Below are 20,955 nucleotides of genomic sequence, written 5' to 3'. Positions count from 1 at the left end.
TTACTCCCATAATGGATAATGTTCCAGCTGGATCTGGCGACCAAAGAAAATATTTGTCGATTGCTCGAATGACAATGTATAATCCGATACATAAAACTGCCGCTTACCCTCTCCTTTTTCATTGATGAGGTAATGCTGTTCCAGCCAGGCCCTGAGTGATCGCGCAACAATCTCGGAGGTGTCCAGCGTTTCTATCGCTTCGCCGTAGAATTTGAGAATTTGGGTTTTGATCAACGGGTAATGCGTGCAGCCTAGTATAAGTGCTTCAATGCCATTCAAAGAAGGATCGGACAGGTAATTGGCAATCACACTTTCGCTGATGTTATTGTCAAAAAAACCCTCCTCTATCATAGGTGCCAGCAATGGCGTCGCCAGGGATTTCAAATGAATGTTACGATCCAGCGCGTCAACCTTCTTTTTATAGACATTAGAAAGGACGGTCTGCTTGGTGCCAATAAGCCCGATGGTTTTTCCCTCATAATGCTCCTTGACATAATCTACTACCGGATCGATCACATTCAGGACTTTCGCCTTACTTCCTACATACTCACGTACGAGTTCATACGCGGCAGCAGACGCGGAGTTACAGGCGATGAGAATCAGCTTGCAGTTTTGCTGTAAAAGCATATTGCATATTTTGATCGAATAAGCCTGAATGGCGGCTGTCGATTTATCGCCATAGGGCAAATGCGCCGTGTCGCCGAAATAGATGGTATTTTCCTGAGGTAGCAGTTTGGTTACGGCGCTGGCGACGGTCATACCGCCGATTCCGCTGTCAAAAATTCCGATGGGTGCAGAGGAGTCGAGCATTAGAAGTGCTTTTGATAGTCAATGAATGATATTCGCATCAAAGCTAAAAAAATATCAAAAAACTTTTTCGACACATGCAACCTCACGCAGAGGAATGCGCATCTTGCTATCGAAACCACCAATAAGAATGGGTCGAATTTTAGCATTATTTAGCCAGGAAGCACAGCTCGTTAAAGCCCTTCGAAAAGAAGATCCAAAGGCGCAGCGACAGCTTTATGACAAGTACAGCAACAGGATGCTGGCTTTGTGTTTCCGCTATGTGTGTGACGAAATGGCGGCTGAGGATGTGATGGTAGAAGGTTTTTTGAGAGTATTTGAGAAAATAGGTCAGTTCAATAGCGAGGGAAGTTTTGAGGGATGGATCAGGAGGATCATGGTGAATGAGTCGCTGGGTTACCTGCGAAAAAAGAAGCGGATTTTGGAGGATAATCTTTCTGATGAGGCCAATAACATTCCGGATTACACCCATGCAGATCAAAACCTTGAGACGGAGGAGCTGATGAGTTTAGTCGAATCGTTGCCTGTTGGCTATCGGACGGTATTTAACCTGTACGCCATCGAAGGCTATGCACACATTGAAATCGCCCAGATGCTGGGCATTACCGAAAGTACATCGAAATCACAATTGCACCGCGCCCGGGCATTATTGCAAAAAATGGTGGCGGAATGGCAGAATGATTATAAAAAAAAAGTAGACTATGAAAAAGCATCCTGTTGATGATCTTTTCAAACGCAGACTTGAAGGATTGGAAAGAGCGCCTTCGGAAAACGCGTGGCTGAAAATTCAGGAAAAGCAGTTGGCGAGAATTCGCCCGGTGAAACACCGTTCGGCTGTGTGGGGTTGGTATGCTGCAGCCGGTGTGGTCGCAGCGGTGATGGGGGGATACCTGGTTTGGCAAAATCAACAGGGCGTTTCACCGGGTACTATTCATTCACAACAGACCGTAGCCATTACAAAGCCGTTACGGTCTGATTCAGCGGTTTTGCCGAAGGCTAATGCAAATAAGCCTGTCGAACAATTAGCCGCAGTTGAAAAAAAGGATTATGGATTGGTGAATAGCGAGCCTAAGGTATTAAGTCAAACCACCGAAGCACCTGACATTGCCAAAAAGCAAATAGCCCAAAGGCCACTCGCCATACCTGCCCCTGTTCAGGATGCGCCGGTTGCAGCTATTAATGAAAGACCATCCGTTTCGGTGAATGCAATCCAGCCGGAACCTGTGAATATTCCTGTTACACAGGATATCAAGATTTTGCCCGATGAGCCAGCTGTTAGTCAGGTGAACAAGCCGGAGCCGACGAGGACGATTGTCGTCACCGTGGAGACCGGCAGTAATGAAGCGGAAGAAAAGCCACGTAACACCCGGTTCGCGAGAGTTTTCCGCCAGCTCAAAAATGCAAGGGCAGGAGAAAAAGTCGATTGGGACGAAGTTGGTTTTAATCCAAAAAACCTTGTAGCACGTGTGGACGATCGCCTGCGTAGCAAGGACGAGAAAAAAGATCACTCTAAAGAGAAGACAAAACTGTAATCTATTGTGCCATGAAAAGTAAAATATATGCAATGGCGGCGCTGTTTATATTAGCAGCCATTGGCACGCGCGCTGATTCACTGAAGTTCAGCAATGAGTTTTCACGTCCCGGCGCCCGGGACAAGGATTCGATTATCGTGACATTCGGAGACAAAACGAGATTGATTATTTACGGTGAAAACCGGGCAGAGTTGGAAAGGATCATGAAATATGATTTGAACGCCCTATTGAGAGATCTGAAAGTAAGACTGGACAGCACGCGGGCCGACACCACACTCCTGCGAGAGGAATTCGACGGAAACAAATACCTGAAAAATCCCGGCGATGTGGTGGAAAAAGATTATGTCAGGATCGGGCTTCGGGGAATCCACATCAAAGACGGGGACACAAAAGTTTCGATTGATGGCAAAGGAGTTGAAGTAAAAGAAGGGGATGAGGTAGTTGCATCTGATTCTTCCTACCGGCGAATTGGCAAGCGCTTCCATCGGGCTTCATGGGGCGGATCGAGCCCGCGGAAAGGATTTAATGTCGCATTTGGACTGAATACCTATGGTGCCAACGAAGCTACGCCGGGTTATGACAAAGCTACCTATGACCTCAAACCATTCGGTTCGCGTTATGTCAGTTTAGGTTACGTCGCCAGTGCCAATGTCATCCGCGGCAAAAATGCCCGGTTGCATCTGGATTTCGGAATCGACTTTTCTTGGTACAATATGATGTATGACGGAAACAACACGATAGAAAAAACAGATGACGGTGTAGAATTTAATGATGTTGTAAACGGTCAGGGGCAGCCGGTAGAGGTGAGGAAATCGAAATTGGTCGTACCCTACGTAAACCTATCCATCATGCCCACGTTAAGCTTCTCGAGATCATTCATATCCTACATCAGCGCGGGTGTTTACGGAGGTTACCGGATTGGAAGTTATACAAAGGTCCGTGTATACGGAACCAAGGATGTGGAACACGACAGAAAGAACTTTTATATCGAAGATTTGCGCTACGGCCTGGCCGCGGAAATAGGTATCCGTAACTTTCCTGACTTCTTTGTGAACTATGATTTGAACAATCTTTATGAGGCCAACCGCGGTCCGTCGGTACGGATGTTGAGTTTTGGAGTGAGATTGTTTTAAGTCAAAATGTGCCCTAGTGTCCTGGAATCGACGTTTTTGATTCCAGGACACTTTTTTTTGTAAAAATTTTTCAAAACAATTTGAGAATCTAAAAAATGGGTATAATTTTGCGACTCCAAATTGTGAAACAAACGGTTTTCACGCTTGTGTTGAAATGTTGTCTGGGGGTGTACCAGAGTGGCCAAATGGGGCAGACTGTAAATCTGCTGGTGTATGCCTACGGTGGTTCGAATCCATCCGCCCCCACAGTTTGAGTCTGTAAAAGTGCTTCAAATCATACCAGTTTTGAAGCAGAAGACGAAGACAAATGCGGAAGTAGCTCAGCTGGTAGAGCGATAGCCTTCCAAGCTATAGGTCGCGAGTTCGAACCTCGTCTTCCGCTCAAAAGAAACATCATCGAAGCGATTAGCGAAAACTTGCCATATATTTTTCGCTAATCGCTTTTTGGTTCTAATTAAAGATTGCTTTTGTAGCTCAGGGGTAGAGCACTTCCTTGGTAAGGAAGAGGTCAGGGGTTCAAATCCCCTCAAAAGCTCAGGTAATTTTGAGCATTTCCTTGATAAGGAAGAGGTCAGGGCCGGGCGGCCGGTGCCGTTCAAATCCCCTCAAAAGCTCAGGTAATTTTGAGCACTTCCTTGGTAAGGAAGAAGTCAGGGCCGGGCGGCTGGTGCCGTTCAAATCCCCTCAAAAGCTCAGGTAATTTTGAGCACTTCTTGGGTGAGGAAGAGGGCGGAAGGTTAGTCGGTGCCGTTCAAATGCTCAGAAAGCAGGGTTTTGTGCCTGCATTGATTTTGATCCTGGTTTGGTAGATGATTGCGGTGTTTGATTGCAGTAAAGCCAGCAGGATCAATTAGTAGTGTATAATAAATTCGTAATAACTTTAAATTTTAAGCGTACTTAAGTCATGGCAAAAGAGACGTTTGACCGCTCGAAACCCCACGTAAATATTGGTACTATCGGGCACGTTGACCACGGTAAAACTACCCTTACAGCGGCGATTACAACTGTATTGGCTGAAAAAGGATTTGCACAGAAACGCGACTTCTCATCAATCGACAATGCTCCTGAAGAGAAAGAGCGCGGTATCACAATCAACACTTCCCACGTAGAATACCAGACAGCCAATCGTCACTATGCGCACGTTGACTGTCCAGGTCACGCTGACTATGTGAAGAACATGGTAACTGGTGCTGCTCAGATGGACGGTGCAATCATTGTGGTTGCAGCAACTGACGGTCCTATGCCACAAACTCGTGAGCACATTCTTCTTGCTCGTCAGGTAGGTGTTCCTCAGCTGGTTGTGTTCATGAACAAAGTGGACATGGTTGATGATCCGGAACTTCTTGAACTCGTTGAGATGGAAATCCGCGAGCTTCTGAGCTTCTACGAATTCGATGGTGATAACATTCCTGTTGTACAGGGATCTGCCTTGGGTGGCCTTAATGGCGATCCGAAATGGGTGAAAACGATCGAAGAGCTGATGGATGCTGTCGATAGCTGGATTCCAATTCCTCCACGTATGACTGAACTTCCATTCTTGATGCCTGTTGAAGACGTGTTCTCGATCACTGGTCGTGGTACTGTTGCAACTGGTCGTATCGAGCGTGGTATTATCAACTCAGGGGAAGCAGTTGACATCCTTGGAATGGGTGCAGAAGGTCTTAAATCAGTAGTAACTGGTGTTGAGATGTTTCGCAAGATCCTTGACCGTGGTGAAGCTGGTGATAACGTAGGTTTGTTGCTTCGCGGTATCGATAAAGAAGATATCCGTCGTGGTATGGTAATCTGTAAACCAGGTTCAGTTAAGCCTCACTTGCACTTCAAAGGTGAAGTTTACGTACTTTCGAAAGAAGAAGGTGGACGTCACACTCCATTCTTTAACAAATACCGTCCTCAGTTCTACTTCCGTACCACTGACGTGACAGGTGAAATTTCACTTCCTGCTGGTGTTGAAATGGTTATGCCAGGTGACAACATCACAATTGAAGTGAAGCTGATCAACAAAATCGCTATGGAAAAAGGTCTTCGTTTCGCGATTCGTGAAGGTGGACGTACCGTAGGTGCTGGTCAGGTAACTGAAATTCTTGACTAATCAAGATAGCAATATTAAAACAAGTGCATTTCTTCTGAGATGCACTTGTTTTTTATAAAAAAATCGTATCTTTGCAGCCCGAATGAGTGAGTTGCACGATAAACGGGTGTAGTTCAAGGGTAGAATAGCGGTCTCCAAAACCGTTGATGGGAGTTCGAATCTCTCCACCCGTGCATAAATCGAAAAGGTGAAATGGAAAAATTTACTTCTTTTTTGAAAGCGTCCTGGGAGGAAATTACCCAGCATGTAACATGGCCGCCTTTCAACGAGCTGCAAGCCAATACCACGCTGGTGCTTGTGGGTTCGCTCATTTTTGCCTTTGTGGTAGGTGTGATGGATTTCGTTTTCGAAAACGCACTGAATCTGTTTTACCAGTCTTTCTAAGGCTATTTTATTAAAGATAACCCCCGAAAGGTATGAGTAGTCTAAATTGGTTTGTATTAAGGGCGGTGTCTGGACAAGAAAAGAAGATCAAGTCCTACATTGAAAATGAAATAACACGCCAGAAGCTAAACGAATTCGTTCCGCAGATCCTAATCCCTTCTGAGAAGATTTACGAGATGCGCAACGGTAAGAAGCGTGTTCGGGAAAAAAACTTCTTTCCTGGGTATATCATCATTTCGGCGGATCTGTCCAAGGGTGAGGTATTGCACATCATTACAAGCATTCCCGGCGTAATCGGTTTCCTGGGCAATGCCGAAGGAAATTCTAAAGTACCTGTTCCGCTTCGTCAATCTGAAATTAACCGGATCCTCGGTAAGGTAGATGAGGCAGAGCAACACGAAGAAGCGCCAAGCATGTCTTTCATCAAAGGCGAAACCGTGAAGGTTGTAGATGGTCCGTTCAGCGGATTTATCGGTCTGGTGGAAGAAGTATTCGATGAGAAGAAAAAACTCAATGTAGTTGTAAAAATATTCGGGCGTAATACACCCGTGGAACTCAGTTACGCACAAGTAGAAAAGGATAGTTGAGCGAATAGCGGGCAGGTAGGCTTCCAACTGCATGTAAGCCGCTAGTCAATCAATGAACCGACAAATTCCAAAACAATGGCAAAAGAAATAGGTGGATACGTCAAACTGCAGGTGAAAGGTGGCCAAGCCAATCCATCACCTCCAATTGGTCCTGCATTGGGATCGAAGGGTTTGAATATCATGGAGTTTTGCAAGCAATTCAATGGCCGTACCCAGGATAAAATGGGTGTGGTATTGCCGGTAGTTATTACATACTACAAAGACAAGTCTTTCGACTTTGTCATCAAAACCCCCCCGGCCGCTATTCTTCTTCTGGAAGCCTCAAAAGTGAAAACCGGTTCGGCTCAGCCAAACCGTATTAAGGTGGGATCAGTTTCATGGGATCAAGTTAAGACGATCGCTGAAACAAAAATGCCCGACCTGAACTGCTTCACCGTAGAGTCTGCTTTGAAAATGATCGCGGGAACGGCTCGTAGTATGGGTATCACCGTGGCTGGCAAGGCCCCATGGGAAGAAAACAACTGAGCGTAGATTAATTATTACGCCAAAGAAACAAAGAACATGGGAAAATTGACCAAAAAGCAAAAAGAAGCTCTTTCGAAATTCGACGCGACCCAGGTGTTTAGCCTGGAACAGGCTGCGGACGTTCTGAAGACGATTTCCTATACCAAATTTGATGCTTCCGTAGATATCGACGTTCGTTTGGGCGTGGATCCGCGTAAAGCAGATCAAATGGTGCGTGGCGTGGTAACATTGCCACACGGAACCGGAAAAGAAGTTCGTGTGCTTGTATTGTGTACTCCCGACAAGGAGGCAGAAGCGAAAGAGGCAGGAGCGGATTATGTTGGTCTTGACGAATACATTACAAAAATCGAGCAAGGCTGGACAGACATTGACGTGATTATTACAATGCCAAGTGTAATGGCAAAAGTAGGTAGACTTGGTAAAGTATTAGGTCCTCGCGGTCTGATGCCTAACCCTAAGTCAGGAACTGTAACTCCGGACGTAGCAAAAGCTGTAAAAGAAGTGAAGGCTGGTAAAATTGACTTCAAAGTTGACAAAACCGGCATCATTCATACCAGTATCGGAAAAGTATCTTTCGGAACTGATCAGCTTGCACAAAATGCAACCGAAGTTATCAACACCTTGGTTCGCCTTAAGCCTTCATCGGCAAAAGGTACTTACGTAAAAAGCATTCACTTGTCAAGTACGATGAGCCCGGGTGTTATTATTGACAAAAACACGATTCCAGGACTGTAATATGACACGGGAAGAAAAAGCAGTAATTATTGACGAGTTAAGTCAGAAATTCGCCAGCACGCCATACTTCTACATAACCAACGCAAACGGTATGACCGTGAGTGAGGTGAACACATTGAGAGGCCTTTGCTTCGAGCGTGGTGTTGAGTATCGTGTTGTGAAGAATACATTGATTAAAAAAGCGCTCGAGACATTAGAGACGGACTACTCTTCTTTCGACGAAGTGTTGAAAGGATTTTCCGGAGTAATGTTTCACCCGGAGTCAGGTAAAGTTCCTGCACAACTGATCAAGGATTTCAAAAAGAAATCAGGTAGCGACAAATTGAAGTTCAAAGGAGCTTCTGTTGACACTGCCCTTTTCGTTGGAGAAAGCCAGCTTGATGTTCTGATTTCTCTGAAATCTAAACAAGAACTGATCGGCGAAGTGATCGGATTGTTGCAATCACCTGCCAAAAATGTTATCGGTGCTCTTACAAGCGGCGGACAGAACCTGGCTGGTATTCTGAAAACTTTATCTGAAAAAGAAGACTAATTAAATAACCAGGCCTTGCTCTCCGGGTTAATAATTAAAGGAGCCTTTTTAAATCATCTTATTGTATAATCAAAAAAATCAAAATAGAAATGGCAGATTTGAAAGCTTTCGCAGAACAGCTTGTTAACCTTACGGTTAAAGAAGTGAACGAATTGGCTACAATTCTTAAAGACGAGTACGGCATTGAGCCAGCTGCTGCTGGTGCAGTGGTAGTAGCAGGTCCTGCGGGTGGTGCAGGTGCTGATGCTCCTGTTGTGGAAGAGAAAACATCTTTTGATGTGATCCTGAAAGCAGCTGGTGCAAGCAAACTTGCTGTTGTGAAGTTGGTTAAAGACCTGACTGGTCTTGGTTTGAAAGAAGCGAAAGAACTCGTTGACGGCGCTCCAAAACCTGTAAAAGAAGGTGTTGCTAAGGATGAAGCTGACGCTTTGAAAAAGCAACTTGAAGAAGCTGGTGCAGAAGTTGAAGTGAAGTAATTTGCTCCATAGCATTAGAAGATAAAATTCTACGGAATAGGCCTGACAACCGTCAGGTCTTTTCCTGTTTTGTATACAAACCAAACGAAAAGTACTTTTTTATCGTTTGGAATAAAGGTGGTAACGAGTTTACCGCCGAAATCCCCTTCAAGCTGATTGCCCGAAACACTTCTTTACTCGTAGGAAAGGAGAAAAGGGGCATCAACTTTACTCTTCTACGAGGCAATAGATTAGGTTAAAACTAATTAGTTTTTCTGCTAACCCAAATCACACATAGCCTTGGCTACAATTAATCCAAAAACACCAAGAAAGAACTTCTCTCGGATTAATCAGATTATCGATTATCCGGATCTTTTGGGAATCCAGGTACAATCGTTCCGTGACTTCTTTAGTCTGGATACATCGGTTGAAGACCGTTCCGGAGAAGGATTGTACAAAGTTTTCGCTGAAAACTTTCCCATCGCCGACTCACGTGAGAACTTCGTTCTTGAGTTCATCGATTATCTCCTTGAACCACCAAAGTACTCCGTTGACGAGTCCATCGATCGTGGTCTGACTTACGCAGTGCCTCTGAAGGCGAAACTACGTTTGATCTGTAACGACGCCGATCATGAAGAATTTGAAACCATTGAGCAGGAAGTGTTCTTAGGGAACATTCCTTACATGACCGAAAGAGGTTCGTTCGTAATCAATGGTGCTGAGCGTGTAATCGTTTCTCAGCTTCACCGTTCACCAGGCGTGTTCTTCTCCATGAGCAAGCACACCAATGGTTCTAAACTATATTCAGCGCGGATTATTCCATTCAAAGGTTCCTGGATTGAATTCTCTACGGACGTTAATAACGTAATGTATGCGTACATCGACCGTAAGAAGAAATTCCCTGTAACCACCCTTCTGAGAGCTATTGGTTTCGGATCTGATAAAGATATCCTTGACCTGTTCGGCCTTTCTGAGGAAATCAGCGCAACACCTGCTAACCTGAAAAAGGCAGTAGGACGCCGCTTGGCGGCAAGGGTTCTCCGTACATGGACTGAGGACTTCGTGGATGAGGATACCGGTGAGGTAGTTTCTATTCAGCGTAACGAAGTATTGCTGGAACGTGACTCTACGATTTCAGCAGATGATATCGATGTAATCCTGGAATCGGGACAGAAATCGATCATCATGCACAAAGAGGATATGAATGTTGCGGATTATAACATCATTTATAATACGCTTCAAAAAGATAGCTCAAACTCCGACAAGGAAGCTGTTGAGCAGATTTACCGCCAGCTGCGTAACGCAGAAGCACCGGATGAGCAAACTGCACGTGACGTGATTCAGAGCCTGTTCTTCAGTGACAAACGTTATGACCTGGGTGATGTGGGCCGTTACCGGATCAATAAAAAGCTCGGTTCTGATACTAGCCTCGACGTTCGTGTACTTACAACAGGCGACATTGTTTCGATCGTGAAATACCTGATCGGTCTGATCAATGCGAAAGCAGTAGTCGATGATATCGATCACTTGTCAAACCGTCGTGTACGTACAGTTGGCGAACAGCTTTATGCACAATTCGGTGTTGGTCTTGCACGTATGGCGCGTACCATCAAGGAGCGTATGAATGTACGTGACAATGAAGATTTTAAACCTGTTGACCTGATCAATGCAAGAACATTGTCGTCAGTAATCAACTCGTTCTTCGGTACCAACCAGCTTTCTCAGTTTATGGACCAAACAAACCCATTGGCTGAGATTACCCACAAACGCCGTATGTCGGCATTGGGGCCTGGTGGTCTTTCCCGTGAGCGGGCAGGTTTCGAAGTTCGGGACGTTCACTACACCCACTACGGGCGTCTGTGTACGATCGAGACTCCGGAAGGTCCGAACATCGGTCTGATATCTTCACTTTGCGTATTTGCGAAAGTGAACGGAATGGGCTTCATCGAAACACCATACCGCGTGATTGATAGCGCTGGTAAGCTGACAAATGAGCTTATTTATATGACTGCCGAAGAAGAAGATTCCAAATACATCGCACAGGCGAATGCCTCCGTCGATAAGGAAGGAAACTTTACGGTAGAAAAGATCAAGACGCGTTTTGAAGGTGACTTCCCTATGGTGGATCCTTCGCAAGCGTCTTATATGGACGTCGCTGCCAACCAGATCGTATCCGTTGCTGCTTCGCTGATTCCGTTCCTTGAACATGATGATGCGAACCGTGCCTTGATGGGATCTAACATGCAGCGCCAGGGTGTGCCTTTGTTGCGCCCACAGGCCCCTATCGTAGGAACTGGTCTGGAACGTCGCGTAGCAATGGACTCACGTGCATTGGTAGTAGCGGAAGGTGATGGTGAAATAGAATTCGTAGATGCGAAGAAGATCGTCGTTAAATATGACCGTACAGACGACGACCGCCTCGTGAGCTTTATCGAGGACAGCGTTTCTTATGATCTGGTTAAATTCCGTCGTACCAACCAGGATACCTGCCTTAACCTTCAACCAATGGTTCTTAAAGGCCAGAAAGTGAAGAAAGGCGAGCCACTTTGCCAGGGCTATGGTACAGAAGGGGGTGAACTTGCATTGGGCCGTAATCTTTTGGTTGCATTCATGCCTTGGCAGGGATACAACTTTGAGGATGCGATCGTAATCTCTGAAAAAGTAGTACGCGAAGATATCTTCACTTCAATCCACATCGAAGAATTTGAGCTTGAAGTGCGTGATACCAAACGCGGAGAAGAAGAATTGACTGCGGAGATCCCGAATGTAAGCGAGGAAACTGTTAAGAACCTCGACGAAAACGGTATCGTACAAGTAGGTACAGAAGTAAAAGAAGGTGATATTCTGATCGGTAAGATCACTCCAAAAGGAGAATCTGATCCTACTCCGGAAGAGAAACTTCTTCGTGCGATCTTCGGAGACAAGGCTGGTGATGTGAAGGATGCTTCGAAAAAAGCACCACCATCGATGAAGGGTGTGGTAATCGATACCAAACTTTTCTCCCGCCCAACCAAAGAAGAGCGTGCAAAACACAAAGACGAGCTCCGTCTGTTGATGAAAAAATACAGCCGTGACCTGACTGCATTGCGCGGTCGCGTAATCGATAAGCTGGTGACATTGACTGAAGGCAAAACGAGCTCTGGTGTAAAACATAAATTCGGTGACGAGTTGATCAGCAAGGGAATGAAGTTCAACGTGAGAAACATCTCCGAGAACCTTTTCCCTGCCAACAACCCATACCGTGACGAAAGCCAGTATGCAGTTCCCGAGGAGGTTAACCTTATCGGAGACGTTCTGACTGACTCATGGAGCGAGGACAGCAACGTAAACCTTCAGGTTTCATTGGTGTTAAAAAATTACCTGAATGCCCGTAGCGAACTGATGGGTCGCTTCAAACGCGATCGTTTCGCGTTGGAAGTGGGTGATGAACTTCCTGCTGGTATCGTGAAATTGGCGAAAGTATATATCGCTAAGAAACGTAAACTGAAAGTGGGAGATAAAATGGCGGGTCGTCACGGGAACAAAGGGGTTGTTGCCCGTATTGTTCGTGATGAAGATATGCCATTCCTGGAAGACGGAACACCGGTAAACATCGTGTTGAACCCACTTGGGGTACCTTCACGTATGAACATCGGACAGATTTACGAAACCATCCTTGCATGGGCTGGTCTGAAACTCGGCCGCCGTTACGCAACACCGATCTTTGACGGTGCTACCGAAGCGGAAGTTGCTGCCGAGCTGAAAGAAGCAGGTCTGCCGGATTGGGGACGTACTTATCTGTACAATGGTTTGACTGGTGAGCAGTTCGACCAACCGGTAACAGTCGGTCTGATGTACATGATGAAACTGGGCCACTTGGTTGACGATAAAATGCACGCGCGTTCGATCGGGCCATACTCGCTTATTACGCAGCAACCGCTGGGTGGTAAAGCGCAGTTTGGTGGACAGCGTTTCGGTGAGATGGAAGTGTGGGCGCTTGAAGCGTTCGGTGCATCCCATATTCTTCAGGAGATCCTTACTGTGAAATCCGATGACGTGGTTGGCCGTGCGAAAGCGTACGAAGCGATCGTGAAAGGTGAAAACCTTCCGAAACCAAATATCCCAGAGTCATTCAACGTACTTGTTCACGAGCTCCGTGGACTAGCATTGGAGATTACACTGGACTAATTTTTAGTCGTAAGCGGCGCATTGAAAAATGCGCCGCTTAGAAATGCAATCATTTAGTTTCGACTAACAGACAAACGACTCTTTATTATGTCTTTCAAAAAGAATAAAAAATTAAATAGCGACTTTTCCAGAATGACGATCAGTCTGGCGTCACCGGAGTCTATCCTAGAAAGCTCCTTCGGTGAAGTAACCCAGCCTGAAACCATCAATTACCGGACCTACAAGCCGGAGATGGGCGGTCTGTTCTGCGAGCGCATTTTCGGTCCTGTAAAAGACTGGGAATGTCACTGCGGGAAATATAAGCGCATCCGTTATAAAGGAATTATCTGCGACCGTTGCGGTGTAGAGGTAACTGAGAAAAAGGTTCGCCGCGAGCGCATGGGCCACATTGAATTGGTGGTTCCTGTTGCACATATCTGGTACTTCCGCAGCTTGCCGAACAAGATCGGTTACCTGTTGGGACTTTCTACCAAGAAACTCGACCAGATCATTTATTACGAACGGTACGCGGTTGTTCAGCCAGGTATCAAAGAAGAGGACGGCGTTAGCTACCTCGACTTCCTGACCGAAGATGAATACCTGGATATCATCGACAAGCTCCCTCGTGAGAACCAGTTGCTTCCAGACGCGGATCCCAACAAATTCATCGCGAGAATGGGTGCCGATGCATTGGAAATGTTGTTGAGCCGCATTAAGCTCGATGAACTTTCTTATGAACTCCGTCACCAGGCTGCTACCGACACTTCTCAGCAACGTAAAGCGGAAGCTTTGAAACGTCTGAAAGTGGTTGAAGCATTCCGTGATGCGAATACCCGTATCGAAAACCGCCCTGAATGGATGGTGATCAAAATGGTGCCGGTAATTCCACCAGAATTGCGTCCGCTTGTGCCCCTGGATGGTGGTCGTTTCGCGACTTCGGATTTGAACGACCTTTACCGTCGTGTGATTATCCGTAACAACCGTCTGAAACGTCTGATCGAGATCAAGGCACCGGAGGTGATCTTGCGTAACGAAAAAAGGATGTTGCAGGAAGCGGTTGACTCGCTTTTCGATAACAGCCGTAAAGTGAATGCAGTACGTTCGGAAGGTAACCGTGCATTGAAATCACTTTCAGATATGCTGAAAGGAAAGCAAGGCCGTTTCCGTCAAAACTTGCTTGGTAAGCGTGTCGACTACTCTGGTCGTTCGGTTATCGTAGTAGGTCCTGAGTTGAAACTGCACGAATGCGGTTTGCCAAAAGATATGGCGGCAGAACTTTTCAAGCCGTTCATTATCCGCAAGCTCATCGAGCGGGGTATTGTTAAAACTGTAAAATCAGCGAAGAAGATCGTAGACCGTAAGGATCCTGTGATCTGGGATATTCTCGAAAACGTTCTGAAAGGTCACCCGGTATTGCTTAACCGTGCTCCGACACTTCACCGTTTGGGTATCCAGGCATTCCAGCCTAAACTGATCGAAGGAAAAGCGATCCAGCTTCACCCATTGGTTTGTACGGCATTCAACGCTGACTTTGACGGTGACCAGATGGCGGTACACGTACCACTGGGTCAGGAAGCCGTATTGGAAGCGTCTATGCTGATGCTTTCTTCACACAATATCCTCAACCCTGCCAACGGTGCGCCGATCACGGTACCATCTCAGGACATGGTTTTGGGTCTCTATTATGTGACTAAAGGACGTGTTAGCACACCTGAATATCCGATCATCGGAGAAGGCAAGATCTTCTACGGTCCTGATGAAGTAATCATCGCGATCAACGAAGGCAAACTTTCAAAACATGCCAATATCAAATGTCGTCTGCGTGTCCGTAACGACGACGCGACATTTGAGACCAAATTGATTGATACCGTTGCCGGACGTATCCTGTTCAACCAGGCGGTTCCAGAAGAAGTTGGTTATATCAACGAATTGTTGACTAAAAAGAAACTTCAGCAGATCATCGGTTTGGTATTCAAACAAGCTGGTGTGGCCCGTACCGCACAGTTCCTTGACGAAATCAAAGAACTTGGTTTCCAAATGGCCTTCAAAGGCGGTTTGTCAATGGGATTGGACGATGTAATGGTTCCAAGTGAAAAAGAGAAACTCATTGAGCAGGCAAAAGGCGATGTAGAAAACGTCTGGAACAACTACCTGATGGGTCTTATCACGGAGAACGAACGTTACAACCAGGTTATCGATATCTGGACGCGCGTTAACTCACGTATTACAGAGACGTTGATGAAGCAGCTGGAAACAGACAAAGGCGGATTTAACTCAATCTATATGATGATGCACTCCGGAGCCCGCGGTTCACGCGAGCAGATCCGTCAGCTGGGTGGAATGAGGGGTCTTATGGCCAAGCCTCAGAAAAACATCGCTGGTGGTGCGGGTGAAATCATTGAAAACCCGATCCTTTCCAACTTTAAGGAAGGTCTCGACGTTTTGGAATACTTTATCTCTACTCACGGTGCGCGTAAAGGTTTGGCCGATACAGCGTTGAAAACTGCGGATGCGGGTTACCTGACCCGTCGTTTGCACGACGTTGCACAAGATGTGGTAGTAGTTGAAGAAGACTGCGGCTCGCTCCGTGGTATTGCGATTTCAGCGTTGAAAGACAATGAGGATATCGTTGAACCATTATCAGAGCGTATCCTTGGTCGCGTAAGTGTACACGATGTGTTCGATCCGTTGACTAACGAATTGATCCTTACATCGGGTCAGGAAATCACAGAGGAAATTGCTTCTTACATTGATGAGACTGCAATTGAAACTGTCGAAATCCGTTCGGTACTGACTTGCGAAACCCGTGACGGTGTATGTGCGAAATGCTACGGGCGCAGCCTTGCATCCGCCTACATGGTGAACATCGGTGAGGCAGTAGGTGTAATCGCTTCCCAGTCGATCGGAGAGCCAGGTACGCAGCTGACACTCCGTACATTCCACGTGGGTGGTACGGCTTCCAACATTTCTGTTGAAGCCAACATCAAAGCGAAATTCGACGGTTTGATCCAGTTCGAAGACCTTCGTCTGGTACAATCTGTAAACTCGGAAGGTGACGAAGTAACAGTAGTAATGGGCCGTTCAGGTGAGGTGAAAGTCGTTCATCCTGAAACAAAACAACTGCTGATCTCGAATAACGTACCTTACGGTGCGCACCTGCAAGTGAAAGAAGGCGATACCGTATCCAAAGGACAGGAACTTTGTACCTGGGACCCTTATCACGCGGTAATTCTTTCAGAATTCACCGGAACAGTAGCTTTCGACGCAATTGAAGAAGGCATCACATTCCGTGAAGAATTTGACGAGCAAACAGGCTTCCAGGAGTCGGTGATCATCGAAACGCGTGACAAAACCAAAAACCCGGCGATCGTGGTGAAAGGAAAGTCTACGCTGTTGAAAGAGCAGACCGAAAAAGGCTATAACCTTCCTGTTGGAGCACGTCTGGTTGTAAAAGCGGGTGCAGCTATCAAAGCTGGTCAGCCGTTGGCAAAAATTCCTCGTGTGGTTGGTAAAACCCGCGATATTACGGGAGGTCTGCCACGTGTGACGGAGTTGTTTGAAGCACGTAACCCATCTAACCCTGCAACGGTTTCCGAAATCGACGGTGTGGTATCTTATGGTGGCGTAAAACGCGGTAACCGTGAAATCCATATTGAATCAAAAGACGGAACACAGCGTCGTTACATGGTGCCGCTTTCGAAACACATTCTTGTTCAGGATGGTGACTTCGTAAGAGCCGGTGACCCGCTTTCTGATGGTGCAATCACGCCTGCGGATATCCTTTCAATCAAAGGGCCAACCGCAGTTCAGGAATACCTGGTGAACGAAATTCAGGAAGTATACCGTCTGCAGGGTGTGAAGATCAACGATAAACATATCGAATGTATCGTGCGCCAGATGATGCAGAAAGTGGAAATTCTGGATGCTGGTGATACCAACTTCCTTGAAATGCAGGCCGTTGACCGTGTTGTATTCCGTGAGGAAAACGACAAGATCCTCGATATGAAGGTAGTTGAGGACCCAGGCAGCTCCGAAACATTGAAGCCGGGTATGATCGTTTCAGTACGTCGTTTGCGCGATGAAAATTCAAGCTTGAAACGCCGTGACCTGAAACTCGTAACAGCTCGTGACGCACAAGCTGCGGTTGCGAAACCTACTTTAATGGGTATTACGCAAGCGTCTTTGGGTACAGAAAGCTTTGTTTCTGCGGCTTCGTTCCAGGAAACAACCAAAGTACTGAGCGAAGCAGCGGTTCGCGGAAAACGCGATGAACTGAAAGGCTTGAAGGAAAATGTGATCGTTGGTCACCTGATCCCTGCCGGTACAGGTATGCGTGTCTATGAAAACCTGCTCGTCGGATCGAAAGAAGAGTTCGATGCGCTGTCCGATTCTCGCGAGAGACAATCACGTAAGAAAAAGGAATTGGCATAATCCGACTGAATATAGTCATCAAGAAGCCGGACCGCATGAGCGGGGCCGGCTTCTTGCTTTTTCAAGCGGCGTATTTTTAGTAATTTCCCCAGTAAAAACAAAATTCCTGATTCAATAGCACCGCTATTAAAACACCAACAATGGAAAATAAGGAAAACGAACAGCAGATTAATGTGGAACTGTCGGAAGAAATGGCAGAAGGTGTTTACTCCAACCTTGCCATGATCGCCCATTCCAATAGCGAATTTATTCTTGACTTCATTCGCCTCATGCCAGGCGTTCCCCGCGCAAAGGTGAAGGCCCGCATTATCGTAACGCCCGAACACGCCAAGCGTCTCGTAGCAGCATTGCGTGACAATATCCAGAAATATGAAGATCAGTACGGTCCTATTCAGAATTCACAGGACAGCGAGCCAACCTTCAATTTCCCGATCAGTTTCGGTGGCCCGGGTGGCGAAGCCTGATTGTTGATCGGGCTAGATGAGAAAGAGATAGGAGGAGCGTTTTCGGAGATGGTCATATAAAGTTGGTATTTTAAACTGGACTTATTGAAAATGGCCAGTCTGGACCACGAAGAACTTAGCAGGAAAGAGAACGAGTATTGTGACGTTAAGAGGGCATATTGAATTAGAGAGCTAACTAATATTATTCTAAGTAACCAAGATTGCATTATAATGCAGGATTTCGAGTTTTTTGTAGCGACATTATAATGTGTTCCGGCTGTTATATCTTATCGACGCAGCAAAGTAAACTTTTGACATCCTGTACTTCTGGAAGGGTAATCCGGTGATAGCAAGCAAGTTTAGTGCAAATTGATTAACTTCGGTATCAGCTGCCCTCAGATGGATTATTTCTAAACTCAATTTACTCACCATGGCATTGTTCAAACTTTCAATCAACAATCGTGCATATAGCGCAGAGGTAGAGGGTGATACCCCGCTTCTCTGGGTTTTACGCGACAATCTGGGCCTGGTAGGCACCAAGTATGGCTGCGGTATCGCGCAATGCGGCGCTTGCACCGTTCACCTGGACGGCAAGGCAGTCCGTTCTTGTGTATTGCCTGTGTCGGCAGTAGGCAAGGCCAAAGTAACTACTATCGAAGGATTATCGGAAAAAGGGGATCATCCCGTTCAAAAAGCTTGGGACGAAGTGGATGTGTCACAATGTGGCTACTGCCAGGCAGGCCAGATCATGACGGCCGCTGCATTTCTCAAAGAGAAACCCAAACCGACAGAAGAGGAGATCGTCGGTGCGATGAGCGGCAACCTGTGCCGTTGCGGAACCTATCACCGTATCCGCGAAGCCGTCAAAGTTGCAGCCACTAAAACGAACTGATCATGAGTACATTAAATCAAGCATCGCGTCGCGACTTCATGAGGATCGCGGCAGCGGCCGGGGGCGGATTGTTCCTGGGCTTCAACTGGTCGGATTCGGCAGCGGCACCGGTGGTAGTCGACGCAAAATCGATCGTAGCAGGATCGGTAAAATTCAATAGTTACTTATCCATTGGCTCAGATAACAGCATTACTATTGTTTCGCCTAACCCGGAAATCGGGCAGGGCATTAAAACGGCGTTTCCAATGATCGTAGCGGAAGAACTCGATGCGGATTGGAAACTGGTGAAAACGGTACAAGGTAATCTGGATCCGAGCCAGTTCGAACGCCAGGTAACCGGAGGTAGCGGGGCTGTTCCGCATTCATGGGAACGCTTACGCAAAGCAGGTGCCACCGCCCGCCACTTGCTGATCGAAGCTGCCGCCGCCAAATGGGGCGTGCCCGCGTCGGAGATTACGACTGCCGACAGCAAACTTTTCCATAAGGCAGCGGGTAAGTCTGCGGCTTATGGCGATTTCGCAGAAGCGGCCGGTAAGCTCTCTGCGCCTAAAGACATTAAGTTAAAAGATGAAAAGACATTCAAGCTGATCGGACAGTCGGTCAGGAATGTCGATAACAAAAACATAGCTACCGGGAAGCCACTGTTTGGCTTGGATTTCTACAGGGAGGGAATGCTCTTTGCCATTATCCAGCGACCCAAGGCATTTGGTTTCAAACTAAAATCGGTAGATTCGGCCGCTGCCAAAGCAATGCCTGGCATTGTGGATGTAGTTACTTTTGAAAACAGTGTCGCGGTGGTTGGTAAATCGACATGGCAATGTAAAAAGGCACGGGAAGTACTTAAAATCGAGTACGAGAAAGCTGCCGATCTGGAAAGCTCGGAAGATCATAACCGTATTTTCTCGAATCTGATGGATAATGGCGAGGCCACGGTTCGCCGGAAGAACGGGGATGTAGAAGCTGCATTCAAAAGCGCTGCCAAAGTTATTAAGGCCGAATATCAATGCCCGTTCCTACCTCACAGCCCATTGGAGCCGATGAACTTCTTCGCGCATGTTCGAGAGGACGGCGTCGAGCTCGTTGGTCCTACGCAAACGCCCGATCGTGCGCGTGGGGAAGCGGCCAAAATAACGGGTCTTCCACCAGAAAAAATCTCGGTCGAAATTACGCGGCAGGGGGGTGGATTTGGACGCAGGCTTTCAGCCGACTTTGCTATTGAGGCCGTTCATGTCTCCAAATTGGTAAAAGCGCCGGTGAAGGTGATATGGACGCGAGAAGATGATATGACCGGCGGTACTTACCGTCCGGCCGTTCGATACCGTTTTGAAGCCGCATTGGATAAAAACGGTGAAATGATCGGCTATAAACTCCGTGGTGTCGGGATCAATTCTGGTAACCCTACGCGCGAGGACAACTTCCCGTCAGGCTCTGTGGATAACCTGCTGATCGACTCGGTAGAACATAAATCGGCCATCACAACAGGCCCATGGCGTGCGCCGATCACCAATTTCCTGGCCTATGCCGAGCAGTCGTTTATCGACGAAGTAGCGGAGGCAGCGGGTAAGGATCCGGTGGAATTCCGGCTGGCACTTTTGGAAAAGGCAAAAAAATCCCCTGCCGGAGAAGTGAAATATGACATAGACAGAATGATCGCCGTGATCAAGCTGGCGGCGGAAAAGAGCAATTGGGGCAAGAAAAAGGGTGTTTTTCAAGGCTTCTCTGTTTACTTCTCACACCGTTCTTACGTAGCCCAGGTAGGGGAAGTGGTGGTCGAAAAAGGAAAACCAACATTAAAAAACGTCATCGCAGCTGTGGATTGCGGCATTGTGATCAACAAGAGCGGATCATTGCAGCAGGTTCGTGGCGGCGTGGTGGATGGCATCGGACACGCAATGTTCGGGAACATGACTTTTAAAGCAGGTACGCCGGACCAGAGTAATTTTAACGGATTCCGGCTGATCCGTATGAATGAAATTCCGGAGGTAGATGTCCATTTTGTCGATAACGGCATTTCACCGACCGGACTAGGTGAGCCCGCATTGCCGCCGGCCGGTGGGGCGGTAGCGAATGCTTTCTACAAAGCGACGAAACAGCGCCTTCGAAACCAGCCGTTTATTAATGAAGGAGCATTCAAAGGCATTTCGTAGATATTAAATCATGCCAAATTGTAAGACAGTAAGATGAAAATGTGATACCGCATTTTTATCTTACTGTTTTTATTTAAAGCCGGGTTGGATTAACCCAATTTAATCCCTGATTAT

General features: G+C 46.8%; 17 protein-coding genes and 4 tRNA genes. 20 read left to right on the top strand and 1 reads right to left on the bottom strand.

Annotated features, from left to right (window positions below):
• A complete protein-coding gene (gene murI / locus LZD49_RS13615) occupies positions 1–810 on the bottom strand; it encodes a glutamate racemase (RefSeq protein ID WP_234668118.1) in 810 nt (269 codons plus the stop codon).
• A gap of 127 nt (positions 811–937) precedes the next feature.
• Between murI and LZD49_RS13610 the strand changes: the two genes are divergently transcribed.
• The 20 genes from LZD49_RS13610 to LZD49_RS13515 all read left to right on the top strand — a co-directional run bounded on the left by LZD49_RS13610 (position 938) and on the right by LZD49_RS13515 (position 20,841).
• A complete protein-coding gene (locus tag LZD49_RS13610; RefSeq protein ID WP_234668117.1) occupies positions 938–1,528 on the top strand; it encodes an RNA polymerase sigma factor in 591 nt (196 codons plus the stop codon).
• Entirely contained in the window at positions 1,509–2,339 is an 831-nt protein-coding gene (locus tag LZD49_RS13605; RefSeq protein WP_234668116.1) for a hypothetical protein, read from the top strand. Before LZD49_RS13610 ends, LZD49_RS13605 begins: the two co-directional genes overlap by 20 nt.
• Positions 2,340–2,350: 11 nt before the next feature.
• Positions 2,351–3,472 carry a PorT family protein gene (locus LZD49_RS13600; protein WP_234668115.1) on the top strand — a complete coding sequence of 374 codons (1,122 nt, stop codon included), beginning with the start codon at positions 2,351–2,353 and terminating at the stop codon, positions 3,470–3,472.
• A 163-nt stretch (positions 3,473–3,635) separates the two neighbouring features.
• Positions 3,636–3,718: transfer RNA gene (locus tag LZD49_RS13595), tRNA-Tyr, on the top strand.
• 63 nt (positions 3,719–3,781) lie between these two features.
• Positions 3,782–3,854 (top strand) — tRNA-Gly (locus tag LZD49_RS13590).
• An 81-nt stretch (positions 3,855–3,935) separates the two neighbouring features.
• Positions 3,936–4,007: transfer RNA gene (locus tag LZD49_RS13585), tRNA-Thr, on the top strand.
• 88 nt (positions 4,008–4,095) lie between these two features.
• Positions 4,096–4,281, top strand: a complete 186-nt coding sequence (locus LZD49_RS13580) for a hypothetical protein (protein WP_234668114.1) — start codon at positions 4,096–4,098, stop codon at positions 4,279–4,281.
• A gap of 95 nt (positions 4,282–4,376) precedes the next feature.
• Positions 4,377–5,564, top strand: a complete 1,188-nt coding sequence (tuf, locus tag LZD49_RS13575; protein ID WP_234668113.1) for an elongation factor Tu — start codon at positions 4,377–4,379, stop codon at positions 5,562–5,564.
• A 102-nt stretch (positions 5,565–5,666) separates the two neighbouring features.
• A tRNA-Trp gene (locus tag LZD49_RS13570) sits at positions 5,667–5,737 on the top strand.
• Between the two features lie 19 nt (positions 5,738–5,756).
• Positions 5,757–5,948: a preprotein translocase subunit SecE gene (gene secE, locus LZD49_RS13565; RefSeq protein WP_082216649.1), complete on the top strand. Its 192-nt coding sequence runs from the start codon at positions 5,757–5,759 to the stop codon at positions 5,946–5,948.
• Positions 5,949–5,980: 32 nt separating this feature from the next.
• Complete coding sequence (gene nusG, locus LZD49_RS13560) at positions 5,981–6,535, top strand: transcription termination/antitermination protein NusG (RefSeq protein ID WP_015812908.1); 555 nt, start codon at positions 5,981–5,983, stop codon at positions 6,533–6,535.
• A 75-nt stretch (positions 6,536–6,610) separates the two neighbouring features.
• The gene (rplK, locus tag LZD49_RS13555; protein ID WP_234668112.1) at positions 6,611–7,060 is read left to right on the top strand and encodes a 50S ribosomal protein L11; all 450 of its coding nucleotides are present in this window, start codon (positions 6,611–6,613) and stop codon (positions 7,058–7,060) included.
• Positions 7,061–7,096: 36 nt separating this feature from the next.
• The gene (gene rplA / locus LZD49_RS13550) at positions 7,097–7,795 is read left to right on the top strand and encodes a 50S ribosomal protein L1 (RefSeq protein ID WP_234668111.1); all 699 of its coding nucleotides are present in this window, start codon (positions 7,097–7,099) and stop codon (positions 7,793–7,795) included.
• Position 7,796: 1 nt separating this feature from the next.
• The gene (gene rplJ / locus LZD49_RS13545; protein ID WP_234668110.1) at positions 7,797–8,327 is read left to right on the top strand and encodes a 50S ribosomal protein L10; all 531 of its coding nucleotides are present in this window, start codon (positions 7,797–7,799) and stop codon (positions 8,325–8,327) included.
• Positions 8,328–8,416: 89 nt separating this feature from the next.
• Positions 8,417–8,803 carry a 50S ribosomal protein L7/L12 gene (rplL, locus tag LZD49_RS13540; RefSeq protein WP_234668109.1) on the top strand — a complete coding sequence of 129 codons (387 nt, stop codon included), beginning with the start codon at positions 8,417–8,419 and terminating at the stop codon, positions 8,801–8,803.
• Positions 8,804–9,082: 279 nt separating this feature from the next.
• On the top strand, positions 9,083–12,949 hold the full coding sequence (rpoB, locus tag LZD49_RS13535; protein WP_234668108.1) for a DNA-directed RNA polymerase subunit beta: 3,867 nt from the start codon (positions 9,083–9,085) through the stop codon (positions 12,947–12,949).
• 87 nt (positions 12,950–13,036) lie between these two features.
• Positions 13,037–17,359, top strand: a complete 4,323-nt coding sequence (gene rpoC, locus LZD49_RS13530) for a DNA-directed RNA polymerase subunit beta' (protein ID WP_234668107.1) — start codon at positions 13,037–13,039, stop codon at positions 17,357–17,359.
• Between the two features lie 140 nt (positions 17,360–17,499).
• Positions 17,500–17,823, top strand: a complete 324-nt coding sequence (locus tag LZD49_RS13525; protein WP_234668106.1) for a DUF3467 domain-containing protein — start codon at positions 17,500–17,502, stop codon at positions 17,821–17,823.
• A gap of 409 nt (positions 17,824–18,232) precedes the next feature.
• Positions 18,233–18,694: a (2Fe-2S)-binding protein gene (locus tag LZD49_RS13520; RefSeq protein WP_234668105.1), complete on the top strand. Its 462-nt coding sequence runs from the start codon at positions 18,233–18,235 to the stop codon at positions 18,692–18,694.
• Between the two features lie 2 nt (positions 18,695–18,696).
• Positions 18,697–20,841, top strand: a complete 2,145-nt coding sequence (locus tag LZD49_RS13515; RefSeq protein WP_234668104.1) for a xanthine dehydrogenase family protein molybdopterin-binding subunit — start codon at positions 18,697–18,699, stop codon at positions 20,839–20,841.
• The last annotated feature ends 114 nt before the right edge of the window (positions 20,842–20,955 follow it).

It is taken from the genome of Dyadobacter sp. CY261, assembly GCF_021440085.1.
GTDB lineage: Bacteria > Bacteroidota > Bacteroidia > Cytophagales > Spirosomataceae > Dyadobacter.
This window is presented reverse-complemented; position numbering and strand designations above follow the sequence as displayed.

Coding starts and splice junctions, on each gene's coding strand:
- LZD49_RS13600 (WP_234668115.1), top strand. CDS start 2,351: ATGAAAAGTAAAATATATGCAATGGCGGCGCTGTTTATATTAGCAGCC.
- rpoC (WP_234668107.1), top strand. CDS start 13,037: ATGTCTTTCAAAAAGAATAAAAAATTAAATAGCGACTTTTCCAGAATG.
- LZD49_RS13605 (WP_234668116.1), top strand. CDS start 1,509: ATGAAAAAGCATCCTGTTGATGATCTTTTCAAACGCAGACTTGAAGGA.
- LZD49_RS13515 (WP_234668104.1), top strand. CDS start 18,697: ATGAGTACATTAAATCAAGCATCGCGTCGCGACTTCATGAGGATCGCG.
- LZD49_RS13610 (WP_234668117.1), top strand. CDS start 938: ATGGGTCGAATTTTAGCATTATTTAGCCAGGAAGCACAGCTCGTTAAA.
- LZD49_RS13520 (WP_234668105.1), top strand. CDS start 18,233: ATGGCATTGTTCAAACTTTCAATCAACAATCGTGCATATAGCGCAGAG.
- LZD49_RS13525 (WP_234668106.1), top strand. CDS start 17,500: ATGGAAAATAAGGAAAACGAACAGCAGATTAATGTGGAACTGTCGGAA.
- murI (WP_234668118.1), bottom strand. CDS start 810: ATGCTCGACTCCTCTGCACCCATCGGAATTTTTGACAGCGGAATCGGC.
- rplA (WP_234668111.1), top strand. CDS start 7,097: ATGGGAAAATTGACCAAAAAGCAAAAAGAAGCTCTTTCGAAATTCGAC.
- rplK (WP_234668112.1), top strand. CDS start 6,611: ATGGCAAAAGAAATAGGTGGATACGTCAAACTGCAGGTGAAAGGTGGC.
- tuf (WP_234668113.1), top strand. CDS start 4,377: ATGGCAAAAGAGACGTTTGACCGCTCGAAACCCCACGTAAATATTGGT.
- rplL (WP_234668109.1), top strand. CDS start 8,417: ATGGCAGATTTGAAAGCTTTCGCAGAACAGCTTGTTAACCTTACGGTT.
- secE (WP_082216649.1), top strand. CDS start 5,757: ATGGAAAAATTTACTTCTTTTTTGAAAGCGTCCTGGGAGGAAATTACC.
- nusG (WP_015812908.1), top strand. CDS start 5,981: ATGAGTAGTCTAAATTGGTTTGTATTAAGGGCGGTGTCTGGACAAGAA.
- rplJ (WP_234668110.1), top strand. CDS start 7,797: ATGACACGGGAAGAAAAAGCAGTAATTATTGACGAGTTAAGTCAGAAA.